The organism is Oceanobacillus manasiensis (genome assembly GCF_000724085.1).
In the GTDB taxonomy this organism is placed as follows: Bacteria; Bacillota; Bacilli; order Bacillales; family Amphibacillaceae; genus Oceanobacillus_B; species Oceanobacillus_B manasiensis.
Genome location: NZ_CCDL010000002.1, coordinates 680,758 through 693,852, shown reverse-complemented (window position 1 = coordinate 693,852; position 13,095 = coordinate 680,758). Strand labels below are relative to the sequence as shown.

General features: G+C 38.9%; 12 protein-coding genes. All 12 read left to right on the top strand.

The genetic code is table 11. The annotated features are described in order from the left end of the window. Positions 1-213 precede the first annotated feature (213 nt). The 12 genes from BN985_RS12725 to rpe all read left to right on the top strand — a co-directional run bounded on the left by BN985_RS12725 (position 214) and on the right by rpe (position 13,095). Positions 214-1,119, top strand: coding sequence for a YicC/YloC family endoribonuclease (locus tag BN985_RS12725; RefSeq protein WP_198030006.1), 906 nt, complete (start codon positions 214-216; stop codon positions 1,117-1,119). Positions 1,120-1,228: 109 nt separating this feature from the next. Continuing rightward, entirely contained in the window at positions 1,229-1,492 is a 264-nt protein-coding gene (gene remA, locus BN985_RS12720) for an extracellular matrix/biofilm regulator RemA (protein WP_042223820.1), read from the top strand. Positions 1,493-1,516: 24 nt separating this feature from the next. Beyond that, positions 1,517-2,134, top strand: coding sequence for a guanylate kinase (gene gmk, locus BN985_RS12715; RefSeq protein ID WP_042223819.1), 618 nt, complete (start codon positions 1,517-1,519; stop codon positions 2,132-2,134). Continuing rightward, positions 2,134-2,328 carry a DNA-directed RNA polymerase subunit omega gene (gene rpoZ / locus BN985_RS12710; protein WP_042223818.1) on the top strand — a complete coding sequence of 65 codons (195 nt, stop codon included), beginning with the start codon at positions 2,134-2,136 and terminating at the stop codon, positions 2,326-2,328. Before gmk ends, rpoZ begins: the two co-directional genes overlap by 1 nt. Positions 2,329-2,471: 143 nt before the next feature. Then, the gene (coaBC, locus tag BN985_RS12705) at positions 2,472-3,686 is read left to right on the top strand and encodes a bifunctional phosphopantothenoylcysteine decarboxylase/phosphopantothenate--cysteine ligase CoaBC (protein WP_042223817.1); all 1,215 of its coding nucleotides are present in this window, start codon (positions 2,472-2,474) and stop codon (positions 3,684-3,686) included. After that, entirely contained in the window at positions 3,683-6,091 is a 2,409-nt protein-coding gene (gene priA / locus BN985_RS12700) for a primosomal protein N' (RefSeq protein WP_042223816.1), read from the top strand. The genes coaBC and priA overlap by 4 nt, the downstream gene beginning before the upstream one ends. 173 nt (positions 6,092-6,264) lie before the next feature. Next, complete coding sequence (fmt, locus tag BN985_RS12695; RefSeq protein WP_198030005.1) at positions 6,265-7,203, top strand: methionyl-tRNA formyltransferase; 939 nt, start codon at positions 6,265-6,267, stop codon at positions 7,201-7,203. Beyond that, a complete protein-coding gene (gene rsmB / locus BN985_RS12690) occupies positions 7,204-8,550 on the top strand; it encodes a 16S rRNA (cytosine(967)-C(5))-methyltransferase RsmB (RefSeq protein ID WP_042223815.1) in 1,347 nt (448 codons plus the stop codon). A 201-nt stretch (positions 8,551-8,751) separates the two neighbouring features. Next, positions 8,752-9,507 (top strand): Stp1/IreP family PP2C-type Ser/Thr phosphatase, encoded by a 756-nt coding sequence (locus BN985_RS12685; RefSeq protein WP_042223814.1) that lies wholly within the window; start codon positions 8,752-8,754, stop codon positions 9,505-9,507. 2 nt (positions 9,508-9,509) lie between these two features. Then, on the top strand, positions 9,510-11,552 hold the full coding sequence (pknB, locus tag BN985_RS12680) for a Stk1 family PASTA domain-containing Ser/Thr kinase (protein WP_042224095.1): 2,043 nt from the start codon (positions 9,510-9,512) through the stop codon (positions 11,550-11,552). Next, the gene (gene rsgA / locus BN985_RS12675; RefSeq protein WP_042223813.1) at positions 11,553-12,437 is read left to right on the top strand and encodes a ribosome small subunit-dependent GTPase A; all 885 of its coding nucleotides are present in this window, start codon (positions 11,553-11,555) and stop codon (positions 12,435-12,437) included. A 1-nt stretch (position 12,438) separates the two neighbouring features. Further along, positions 12,439-13,095, top strand: coding sequence for a ribulose-phosphate 3-epimerase (rpe, locus tag BN985_RS12670; RefSeq protein ID WP_042223812.1), 657 nt, complete (start codon positions 12,439-12,441; stop codon positions 13,093-13,095).

Genomic DNA, 13,095 nt, shown 5'->3' with positions numbered 1-13,095 from the left:
GTTCAAGAGATGGTTAAGTAGAAGATAACACATAACAATCAGGCAGGGACTCCCCATCTATTTAACCGCTCCATCTTTCGATTTACTAGGTACACGAACTTAATGGAAGGAGCAAGACTCCTTAATTTCGTTTGTTTCAATCCTGTAGCTACATTACTTTACGCTAATCAGCGCTTTTCTTTTATGTTTTCATTTTGTAGGATTCAAGGTATAATGGAAGTTAACGGATGTGATTGTATGTTAAAAAGCATGACTGGATACGGGAGCCATGTATTCGAATATATGGACGGTTCAATAATTGTTGAGATTCGTAGTGTAAACCATCGTTTTCTTGATTTAAATGTAAAGGTTCCTCGCTCGTCCACTAAGATGGAAGATGATATAAGGAAAATTATTCAGTCTTTCTTTCAGAGAGGTAAAATTGAGGTTTTAGTTCAAATTGATGACGATCAACTAAACGCTAGGGAAGTACATACCAACTGGGATGTGTTGGATCAGTATATATCTCAGATGAAAATAGCCCAGAAACGATACGACTTGGGTGGAAAAGTATCAGTTGAATCAATGGCACTGTTGCCTGAGATTTTTACTGTATCAGAACCAAAACTTGCTACACAAAGTTTCCGTATTCCTCTTTTAGAGGCAATTCGAATTGCTGCAGTTCAAGTGAAGGAGATGCGAGAGACAGAAGGAATGTTCTTAGAGAAAGACCTAAGAAAAAGACTTGAGTTGGCCGACGAAATAATTCACATGATTGGAGCCCACAGACCAGCTGTCATAAACGCTTATAAAGAAAGAATCCGGAAGAGAGTCATGGAACAATTACCTGCACTAGGTGAATTAGATCAAGACAGGATTCATCAAGAGATTGTTTTATTAGGGGAAAAAGGGGACGTCACGGAAGAACTGACGCGACTAAAGAGCCATATTAACCACTTTCTTGAAACATTGAAGCAACAGAATGCTGTTGGTAGAAAGCTTGACTTTATTATTCAGGAAATGCAGCGGGAAGGTAATACAATCGGTGCTAAATCAAATGATCCTGTGATGAGTGAGCATGTCGTAAATTTAAAAAGTGAACTAGAAAAAATGAAAGAGCAAGTCCAGAATATAGAATAAAGCTTGAGTTTGGTCTATCTTTTTTCATATAATAATTATAGTATAAGTAATTGAACGACTAAGCCTGCTAATATTATAGAGGTTCATGCATGACTAAGGGGGAAGCAAGTTGAGTCTACGATTGATAAATATAGGATTTGGTAATGTTGTTTCTGCAAATCGTGTTATATCGATTGTCTCACCAGAATCGGCACCAATCAAACGTATTATTACGGTAGCCAGAGACAATAATAAGCTGGTTGATGCGACGTACGGCAGGAGAACAAGAGCTGTTATTATAACAGATAGTGACCATGTAGTACTTTCAGCTGTCCAGCCAGAGACAGTAGGACAGCGCGTGCTAAGCCATGAAGAAATAACAGATGAGAATTAATGGATTTGTATAGGAGGAACAATTTTGATTGAAGAGAAGGGAATTTTATTTATACTTTCTGGGCCTTCCGGTGTAGGGAAGGGCACGGTTAGAAAAGAATTATTTGACCAGGCAACTGAACTGAAATATTCTATTTCAATGACCACGAGAAACATTCGTCACGGAGAAACAGATGGTGTGGACTACTTCTTTAAGTCCAAGGAAGAATTTGAAGAGCTGATTAACCAAAACGAGCTGTTAGAATATGCAAAATATGTTAATAATTATTATGGTACACCAAGAACCTATGTGGAACAGACCTTAGCAGCTGGTTATGATGTCTTTTTGGAAATAGAAGTTCAAGGTGCCTTGCAAGTAAAAGAGAACTTCCCAGAAGGTGTATTTATTTTTCTTTTCCCGCCAAGTCTGGAAGAATTGAAAAATAGAATTGTTAGCCGTGGAACCGAATCATCTGATTTAGTATTAAACCGTCTTAAGGAAGCAAGAAAAGAGATTGAAATGATGGATGCTTACGATTATGTTGTAGTGAACGACCAAGTAGAACATGCCGTAAGTAAAGTACAATCAATTATTCAAAGTGAACACTTAAAACGTGAGCGTGTAGCAAAACAATATAAGAAATTATTGGAGGATGAGTTGTAATGTTAGAACCGTCAATTGATTCACTACAGGAAAAGATTAATTCAAAATATACCCTTGTTACACTATCTGCAAGACGTGCAAGGCAAATGAGTGTAACGAAAAAGGTATTAGTGGATAATCCAAAATCCCATAAATTTGTCGGTATGGCACTAGAAGAAGTTCAAGCCGATAAGCTTTATATTACGGAAGAATAAACATTAAAGAAGTCTCCTCACATAGCATATGAGGGGACTTTGTTCATTCTACAGTAATTCATATTAAAAGCATAAGCAGTTTCGCTTATGTTATAACTGATGTAGCGAAATATGAAAAAAGCTAGGTAGGGGGTCGTTGCCAAATGATGAAGAATAAAAAGATATTACTTGGAGTTAGTGGCGGGATCGCTGCATATAAAGCTTGTGCTCTTACGAGTAAGCTGACACAGCAGGGAGCAGATGTAAAAGTGATTATGACTAAAAGTGCGGTTGAATTTGTCTCCCCTTTAACGTTTCAGGCACTCTCACGAAATCCTGTCTACACAGACACGTTTGATGAAAAGGATCCGAGCAAAATAGCTCATATTGACCTAGCTGACTGGGCAGATTTTATCCTATTAGCCCCGGCAACCGCTAATATAATAGCAAAATTGGCAAATGGCATTGCAGATGACATGCTTTCCACTACTTTGCTTGCAAGTGAAGCACCAGTATATATTGCTCCAGCAATGAATGTACATATGTATGCACATCCAGCAGTAATGAAGAATATGCAGCAACTAGAAGCATGGAATTATCATTTCATTGAACCTGGTGCAGGATACTTAGCATGTGGTTATGTAGGCAAAGGACGATTAGAGGAACCAGGAACTATTATAGAAACCATTAATCATCACCTAGAACAAAAGGTGTCGAAAAAATTATTAGGTAAAAAAGTGCTTATTTCGGCAGGACCTACAAGGGAAAAGGTGGACCCAGTTCGCTATTTTACAAACAGATCATCTGGGAAAATGGGCTTTGCGTTAGCAGAAGCAGCAGCTACAGAGGGCGCAGATGTTACATTGGTTGCAGGTCCATCTGAGCAGGTACTGAATGTGCAGCACATACAACGGATTAATGTTGTAACAGCCGAAGAAATGTTTGAGGAAATGCATCGCTATTATGCTGAAAGTGATATTGTAATTAAGGCAGCAGCTGTTGCTGATTATAAACCAAAGCATGTCTTCACAGAAAAAATGAAGAAACAAGACGGGAATTTAGAATTGGAAATGGTACGTACACAAGACATTCTAAAGTCTTTAGGAAATAAAAAAGACAAGCAGTTCCTAGTGGGGTTTGCGGCAGAAACGAATGAACCATTAAAATATGGACTGCAAAAACTTCAATCGAAAAATTTAGACGCCATTGTCATTAACAATGTTTCAACACAGGGCGCGGGGTTTGAAAGTGATACCAATATGGTGACATATGTAAATAAACAAGAGGAAAAAGAAGAAATTGCATTAGCTGCAAAATCAGAGGTTGCTAAGTCAATCATTCAGCTTATAGTGAGAGACATGAAGGATGAAGCCATGTGAAGATAGCGAACGTAATCGTTGACGTACCTGTTAGTTCAATAAATCAGACATTTGATTATTTAATTCCAGACAGATTTCTAGATATACTACAGATTGGAATGCGGGTTACTGTGCCATTCGGCCCCCGTAAGATTATGGGTTTTGTAGTAGGTAAGGCCTCGCAATCTGAATTTAAAAAACTGCGGGAAATAGAACAAGTGCTTGATCTAACCCCCGTACTGACCTCGGAGTTACTTGATTTAGGTAAATGGGTTGCAAAAGAAACCGTAAGCTTTTACATTACCGCATTACAAGCAATGCTTCCACAAGTGTTAAAAGCACAATACAAGAAGGAACTAGTCCGAAATACAGAGGAGAGGCTTTCAGACGAAATGGAAGACCTTTTTGCAGGAAGAGATGTAATAGGGTTTGAGGAGTTTGAAGGCTCTACCTTAAGTTACTATCAGTTGCAAAAGGAAGTTCAGGACGGAAGCATTACGGTTAAGTATTTGGTGCACTCCAAAATAACAAAAAAATATATCACCATGGTTCAACCAGCCAGAGAAGCCCATTTATTGGAAGAGGCATTTGAGGATTTATCTAAGCAAGCTTTAAAACAGCGTAAGTTATTAGCATATTTCCTTCAGAACCCTGAACCAATTGAAAAGAGACTATTACTTAAAAAATACGAAACCACCTCAAGTACTATTAAAACCTTGGTAGATAAAGAGTTATTGGAAACGAACCGGGTTGAAGTTTACCGGGATCCTCACCAACAGCAGCAATTTAGTAAAACCACCGCTTTAACCTTAACAGATGAACAAGAGCAGGCAATTGCTCCAATGAAGGAAAAAATTACTAATAATGAGCACGAGGTTTTTCTATTGCACGGCGTTACAGGGAGCGGAAAAACGGAAATCTACCTTCAAGCCATTCAGGAAGTTATACACAAAGGACAAGAATCCATCGTCTTGGTGCCAGAAATCGCCTTGACCCCACAAATGGTTAATCGTTTCAAGGGTCGCTTTGGTTCAAAGGTTGCCGTCATGCATAGTGCGCTTTCTGCAGGTGAAAAATATGATGAATGGCGAAGAATACATCAAAAAGAAGTTCAAGTTGTGGTTGGCGCAAGATCTGCCATCTTTGCTCCTTTTGAAAATATTGGAATTATCATAATTGACGAGGAACATGAAGGAACATATAAACAAGAGGACCAGCCTAGATATCATGCTAGGGATGTTGCCATACAACGTGGGAAGTCACACCAGTGCCCTGTTGTTTTAGGAAGTGCCACCCCAACATTAGAATCATTTGCGAGAGCTCAGAAAGGTGTTTACCAGCTTTCTACGTTAAGTAAGAGAACCAATGAAAAGGATATGCCAAAGGTAGACATTGTTGACATGCGGGAAGAATTACATGCTGGTAACCGCACAATGTTTTCCCGTACATTAATGGAAAAAATGGAACGATGCATAGAAAGAGGAGAACAAATTGTGTTGCTTCTTAATAGGCGGGGTTATTCTACTTTTGTTATGTGTCGAGATTGTGGTCATGTTAAAGAGTGTCCGCATTGTGATATCGCATTAACCTATCATAAAAATACAAACCATTTAAAATGCCATTACTGTGCTTATGAAGAACAAATGCCTACAACATGTCCAGAATGTGAAAGTGACTTAATTCGTTATTTTGGTACAGGTACACAACGTGTAGAGGAAGCGTTAACCAAACAGCTTCCTGAAGCGGGTATTATCCGTATGGATGTGGATACAACCAGAAGAAAAGGATCACATGAAGCACTATTGCGTAAATTTGCTGATAAAGAGGCAAGCATTCTTCTTGGTACACAGATGATAGCAAAAGGCTTAGACTTTGAAAATGTAACGTTGGTAGGGGTTCTCACCGCAGACTCCATGTTACATCTGCCAGACTTCAGATCTTCAGAAAAGACCTTTCAGTTATTGACACAGGTAAGTGGTAGGGCAGGGCGACATGAGCTTACTGGGGAAGTCATTGTACAGACGTATACTCCAGATCATTACAGTATAGAGCTTGCAAGCCAATATGACTTTGAAGGTTTTTATAAAAAAGAAATGGCTACAAGAAAAACATTCCAATACCCGCCATTTTTCTTTCTAACCTTGATAACCGTATCCCATACAAACAAAGTTTCAGCTGCTCAATCGACAAGTCACATCGTACAGCATTTACTACGCAATGTTATGCATAACACGGTAGTGCTTGGTCCTTCGCCATCCCCGATACCACGTATAAAAGATAGATATAGGTACCAATGCATGATAAAATACAAAAATGAGCCACAACTTCGGGATGTAATTTCAGACATTATGGACCATTTTAAAGATGAAACGCAAAAAGGCGACCTACTTATAACAGTTGATATGCAACCACACCACCTTATGTAAATAATTTATATCGACATAACTGCTAGTTAGACCTTCACTACAAGAATGCGATCGGGATAGCATGCATTCAAAGCAGGGGAGGTGGAGAGGCACCCCCCCACCAATAGAAGTTTTACTTTTTAACATGATTGATAACAGTTATAATAAATTTGTATTAGAAAGAAGGTTTTCATTTGAAACGTATCGTATTTATGGGGACACCGGATTTTTCCGTTCCCATCCTACATAATTTAGTTGAATCAGAATATGAGGTCGTACTTGCTGTGACACAACCGGATAGGCCTAAAGGTAGGAAGCGAACGATAACACCACCACCAGTTAAAGCTGAAGCAGAGAAGCATGGTATTCCAGTATACCAGCCTGAAAAATTAAAAGAAGCATATGAGGAAATATTAGCTTATAAACCGGATTTGATTGTTACTGCAGCGTATGGTCAGTTATTGCCTAATGGTTTATTAGAGGGTCCAGAATTTGGATGTATTAATGTTCATGCCTCCTTACTTCCTGAATTAAGAGGGGGCGCACCGATTCATTACGCGCTTATGCAAGGGAAGAAAGAAACAGGCATCACAATTATGTATATGGTGGAACAGCTTGATGCAGGAGATATTTTAACACAACAAACTGTTCCCATTGATAAAGAGGATCATGTGGGTTCTTTACATGACAAGCTCTCTGAAGCTGGTTCTATGTTATTGATGGATACATTACCACGCCTTTTCAATGGGGATATTACCCCCGTGAAACAAGATGGGGCGAAAGCTACATTTGCAGGAAATATTAAACGTGAGCAGGAAAGAATTGACTGGAGTAGATCTAGCCTAGAGATATATAACCATATACGTGGGCTTAACCCTTGGCCTGTAGCATTTACCACCTATGATGAGGCAAATATGAAAATTTGGTGGGGAGAAATACAAGATAAGCAATATTCTGGAAATCCAGGAGAGATTGTGGAGAAAACAGATGATGGGTTCCATGTTGTTTGTGGAGATGGAAATGTTATTAAAATTACAGAAATACAACCAGCAGGGAAGAAAAGGATGACTGTAAAAGACTATTTACAAGGTTCTTCCGATCGAATAAAAACAGGCAAAGTATTGGGTGGTTAAATGAATAATTATCAACTGAGGAATACAATTCTAGATATTTTAATCAGAATAGAGAAGGACAATGGCTTCAGTCACTTATTGATTGATAATGAATTAAGGAAGCAAAGCATTCAAGCGAAAGATGAAGGACTCTTAACAGAAGTTGTATATGGTACGATGCAATATAAATTGACGTTGGATTATTACCTGGAAAGCTTTATTGATCAACGAAAAAAATTAGATCTTTGGGTACATATGCTTTTGCGAATGTCAGTTTATCAAATGGTCTATTTAGATAAGATCCCAGATCATGCCATCATTCATGAAGCCGTTGAAATAGCTAAAAGCCGTGGCCATAAAGGGATTGCATCTTTAGTTAATGGTGTCTTAAGAACCATACAACGTAAAGGTGTTCCTTCTACTTCTTTAATAGAAGATAGTGTTAAACGTCTTTCTATTGAAACAAGTCATCCAGAGTGGCTAGTTGGGCGATGGGTAAACACATATGGCTTTGAAACAGTTAAAGAAATGTGTGAAACAAATATAACTAGAAAACATACTGCCATCCGAGTTCAACCATTGCGGATTGCAAGAAATGAAGCAATGGACAGACTGAGGGAGGAAGGCTATGAGGTTAAACCTTCCAGCTTGTCTTCCCAAGGGATTATTGTGAGCAAAGGTAATATCTTAAGATCCTCTTTATTTAAAAAAGGAGAGGTTACAATTCAGGATCAGAGCTCGATGCTTGTTGGGGAATTATTGCAAGCACAATCTGGTATGCATGTTTTAGATGCATGCAGTGCACCAGGAGGAAAAGCTACCCATATTGCGGAGAAAATGCAAAACGAGGGTCGGATAGATGCCTATGATTTGCACAAAAAGAAAGCAAAGCGAATAGAGTACAAAGCTTCTGATCTAGGCTTGTCAATTATCCATGCATCTCCTCAAGATGCAAGGAACTTGCAAGATGTACACGAGGTAGAAAGCTTTGATCGTATTTTAGTCGATGCACCTTGTTCAGGTCTAGGTGTAATGCGAGGTAAACCAGAAATTAAATATCATAAGCAGGAAGCTGACATTAAGAGATTAGCCGGTATTCAGCTTGATATTTTAGAAAGCACAGCACCACTCCTTAAAAAGAATGGTTTATTAATCTATAGTACATGCACCGTGGAAGCTTCAGAGAATGAAGGGGTAGTTAAATCATTTCTTGCTAATAACCCTGATTATATAGTTGATGAAGACTTTTTTGAGGAACTTCCCGCTAGCTTAAAAAAAGCAAAAGGTATTACAGAATATGGTTTACAGCTGTTCCCACAAGATGAGGATACTGACGGCTTCTTTCTAACACGTATCAAGAAAATTTAAAGGGGCGCTTGGAACCAGTATTCTACATTGTTTTCGTGCGGAATAAGGTGGCTGTTTTCTTTGTAGAAGTAATAATTGCTATTAAAAAGAAGGAATAAAAACATATATATGCTTGACCGTAACAGGAAAAATGTTCTTTTTTAACCTTATTTGTGTAATACTTATTACAAATACATCCGTAAATGGTGGAGGGGTGAAGAAATGGAAGGTCAATTTATGACAGATCAAGGACTGGTCAGAAGCCATAATGAGGATGCAGGCGGTGTGTTTTATAATAAGCATGGTCAGTTGCTTGCAGTCATAGCTGATGGAATGGGTGGCCACCAGGCAGGCGATGTTGCGAGTCGAATGGCAACATCGTTAATAGAGGAGAAATGGCTGGATGCAGAACAATTGAACAGTCCCGAGGCGGCTGAAAACTGGATTAAACTTGCTGTTGAGGAGATAAATAGGAAAGTGTTTGAGCATTCCTTAGTAAAAGAGGAGTGTAAAGGTATGGGTACTACCTTCGTGGTAGCAGCATGTACTAGTGACTTTATTACGGTTGCAAACATAGGGGATAGTCGATGCTATATGCTTAGTGAGAGTGGGTTTAAGCAAATAACTGTGGATCACTCCCTTGTTAATGAACTTGTCCGTTCTGGACAAATTTCTAAGGATGATGCCGAACAACATCCTAGAAAAAATGTCTTATTAAAGGCGTTAGGAACAGAACAATCCGTGATTCCGGAGGTCTTCTCACTAGGGTGGGAATCAAAAGATAGACTTCTTTTATGTTCAGATGGTTTATCTAATAAAGTTATGGACGAAGAGCTCCACCAGCTTGTTTCTACTGATGAAGAAATTGAGCAGATTGAAATTGAAATGATCCGTTTAGCAAATGCTCGGGGTGGAGAGGACAATATCTCCGTCATCATTGTGATGTATGACTCACCAAAGAAAGATGGTGAAGGTTAATGCTGAAAAAAGGACATTTACTAAATGAACGTTATCAAATAATCAATACTATTGGTGGCGGTGGTATGGCTAACGTTTATTTAGCAAGAGATAAAATCCTTGAACGCGATGTCGCAATTAAAGTACTAAGAATGGAATACGTTAATGATCAGGAATTTATAGCAAGGTTTGATCGCGAAGCACAGTCTGCAACAAGTCTATCTCACCCTAATATCGTTAACATTTTTGACGTTGGTGAAGAAGACGATATCCTTTATATGGTTATGGAATATGTAGATGGTATGACTTTGAAGGAATACGTTCAGCGATATGGCCCACTCGGTGTCCAGGAAGCTTTGGAGATATTGAAACAAATTACATCTGCAATCGCTCATGCACATGCCAATGACATTGTGCATCGTGATATAAAACCTCAAAATATACTGATTGATACATATGGACAAGTAAAAGTGACTGATTTTGGAATTGCCATAGCATTAAGTGCTACATCTCTCACACAAACAAACTCTATTCTAGGGTCTGTACATTATCTATCTCCAGAACAGGCTCGTGGTGGCATGGCTACTAAGAAATCGGATATTTATTCAATCGGAATTGTGTTGTTTGAGCTTCTAACAGCTAGACTCCCTTTTTCCGGACAGTCACCTGTTTCTATTGCTCTTAAACATTTACAAAGCGATACACCTTCCGTTCGAAGGTTTAATCAGGATGTTCCGCAAAGTGTTGAAAATATTGTTTTAAAGGCAACTGCCAAGGATCCTTTCCATCGGTTTGATACCGTATATGAGATGGAAGATGTGCTTGAAACTGCTTTACATCCAAGCAAATTAAATGAAGAAGTATATAAGCCACCAGTAGAAGCAGGGGAAGAAACAAAGGCCATCCCTATCATAACGGATAACCAACTACATGATACGAATCAAGATACAATTGTACATCAAACAAATAATATGACGAAAAATTATACAGCAGAGGATAAACCTGAAAAAGCAGAAAATACAGGTAAGAAGAAAAAAGAGAAGAAGAATAAGAATAAGAAAAATAAGAAAGACAAAACGAACAAAAAGAAGAAATGGCTAATTATTCTTATTGTTTTATTTTTCATATTGGCGGCAGGAGTAGCTGCACTCTTTTTAATACCTGGTATCCTACAACCAAAAGATGTGCAAATACCCGATGTAGCAGGGTTGGATTATGAAGAGGCTGTAGATAAATTGGAATTGGCTAACCTAAACACAGAAAGAGAGTACGTATTCTCCGAAGATGTAGAAGAAGGTTTAGTAGTTGAAACGAATCCAAAAGCCGATAGAACAGTAAAGGAAGAATCTACGGTGACCATAATGGTCAGTGATGGAAAAGAGAAGGAAGTATTTAAAGATTATGTAGGGAGAGATTTTAGTCAGGTTAAGCGCCTCTTGGAAGAGGATTACAGTGATGTCATCTCCTATGCAAAGCATTCTGATCGCCCTGTTGGTGAGATTATAACGCAAATTCAACCAGCTCCAGACAGCGAGGTAGTGCCAGGAGATACTAAAGTGATTTTCGAGGTGAGTGAAGGCCCCGAAATGGTAGAGCTTAGAGACTTATCTGGAATGACCGAAGGGGAAGCAAGCAGTTATTTGGAGGAAAATAATCTTACAATGAATAAAGTTGAAGAAACCTCTGAAGATGTATCTGAAGGAAATGTTATACGACAAAGCCCTTCTCCAAATACAGAAGTAGAGCCAGGTTCTACGGTTAATGTCTATACTTCAACTGGACCTGGAGAAAAGCCACCAGTTCCACATAGTATTACGTTCACAGTTCCATATAACGTGGATTCAGAGCAGGAAGAAGGGGAAGAGCCAGTAGAGCAGATTGTGCAAATTTATATTGATGACATGAACAATGATTTGTCAGAAGTGTATCGAGAAGAAACGATTACAGAAGATGAGGAATTTACCTTTACGTTGACTATCGCGCCTGATGATCAAGCAGAGTATATAATAAAACGAGATGATGAAGTGTTGACAAATAAAACCGTGTCATATGAAGAAGGTGGCTAAATGTCAGAAGGAAGAATTATTAAAGCTTTAAGTGGCTTCTATTATGTAAAAACAGAGAATGGCGAAGTAATTCAGTGCCGCGGCAGAGGGGTTTTTCGTAAAAGAAAAATCACCCCGCTTGTTGGGGACTTCGTGAAGTTTGAAGCCGATTCACCGGATGAGGGGTATATAATTGAGATTAAGCAAAGAGAGAATGAGTTAGTTAGGCCACCCATAGCAAATATTGATCAGGCCATTATCGTAAATGCTGCCATTCAGCCAGATTTTAGTACAACCCTGCTGGACCGATTTCTTGTATTAATAGAGGCAAAGAACATAGAGCCGATAATCTTTATTTCAAAAATGGATTTGATTTCAGCTGAGGAACGTAGAGCGATAGAAGCCTATCGTGATGACTATGAAAGAATTGGTTATAAGGTAGAATTAATTTCCTCCAAGGCAAGTGGTGGGGTTTTACCTCTTGAAAACTATTTTTCCGATGGAGTCACCGTATTTGCTGGCCAATCAGGAGTAGGCAAGTCTTCTATTCTCAATGCGTTAAAACCATCGTTGTTATTAAAAACAGCAGCTATTTCTGAAAGTCTCGGTAGGGGGAAACACACGACAAGGCATGTAGAGCTTGTTCAGGTTAACAATGGGCTTGTAGCTGATACACCAGGATTTAGTGCGCTTGATTTTCAAGAAATTGAAGCAGAAGAACTTGGTGATTGTTTTCCCGAGATGCGCTCACGTAAAGGTGAATGTAAGTTTCGTGGCTGTATGCACCGTAAGGAGCCAAGATGTGCTGTGAAAGAGGCAGTTGAAAGCGGAGAAATTAGTAAATATCGATATGAGCATTATTTAGCTTTTTTAGAAGAAATCCAATCAAGGAAGCCGAGGTATTAATATGGTAAAAATAGCACCATCAATCCTCTCAGCTGATTTTTCCAAACTGGGAGAAGAAATAAAAGAAGTAGAAAACGGAGGGGCAGATTATATCCATGTTGATGTGATGGATGGACACTATGTTCCAAACATAACAATTGGGCCACTTGTAGTAGAAGGTATACGGCCTATCACGTCCCTTCCACTCGATGTACATCTGATGATTGAAAACCCTGACGCCTATATACCTGCATTCGCTAAAGCCGGTGCTGATATTATTACGGTTCATCAGGAGGCAAGCAGGCACATACACCGTTCTATCCAATTAATTAGGGATAATGGGGTGAAAGCTGGTGTTGTCATCAACCCTGGCACACCTGTAGAAATGCTTTATCCAATTTTACCTGAAGTAGATCTTGTCTTGTTGATGTCTGTAAATCCAGGATTTGGTGGACAGTCATTTATCCCATCTACAATACAGCGAATTAAACAGGTTGCGGATTTTAGAGAAAAAAATAACCTATCTTTTGAAATAGAGGTGGATGGTGGCATTAATGTAACCACAGCAAAGCAATGTTCCGAGGCGGGAGCTGATGTGTTGGTTGCAGGCAGTGCAATTTTTAATCCGACTAATCGACAAGAAGCCATCTTAGAGATTAAAGATGCTGTGAAGGGATAA